Annotated in this window: 1 protein-coding gene; it reads right to left on the bottom strand. The window is 47.2% G+C overall.

Going from position 1 to position 633, the window contains the following annotated elements; translation table 11 throughout:
• The coding region (locus tag R7Q46_RS27940; RefSeq protein WP_318078400.1) for an NAD(P)H-hydrate epimerase at positions 1-633 on the bottom strand (633 nt) is incomplete at both ends.

Here is a 633-nt window from a genome sequence, read left to right as displayed (position 1 = left end):
CGAGGGATGACTTTATGGTCAATGCCCAGTGCGCTTTCTTCTTCTATGGAATCGAATTCCACGTTAACGCCCAAACCACAAAAGTGCAGCTCACCAATTCGGTCTCTCGCTTGAGCGGTACATAACCCTTGCTTAACGCCAATAAACGTAACTGTATGGTCAGCTTGAATTGCGTCACCTAAAACTGAGCCAGTGTTAGCACACAAGCCGGACGGGATATCGACCGCAATAACAGGACACTGAATTTGGTTGATCTGCTCTATGTAGCGACGATATTCAGTTCGGACTTCACCCTGTAGTCCCGTACCTAACATGGCGTCGATGATCACTTCCGCTTCAAGTAACGCAGTATTCCAGTCATCCCAACTGCTGTTTTTACCATCAACGGTTTGCCAGTCTTGATACGCACGCAAAGCATCGCCCTGAAGCTGCGTTACATCACCAATTTGAAAAACTTGAACATTCAGCTGAGCTTGTTTTGCAAGGGATGCAAACACGTAGCCATCGCCGCCGTTGTTGCCTTTGCCACAAACGACAAGAACGTTTTTCGCTCTTGGGTATAAATGAAGAAATCGTTCGTAAACAGCCATGCCAGCTCGCTGCATTAAGCTATACATAGAAACGCCTGCCATG

The organism is Vibrio sp. 811 (assembly GCF_033339195.1).
The sequence above is the reverse complement of the archived record's forward strand: the minus strand, read 5'-3'. Positions and strand labels throughout refer to the sequence as shown.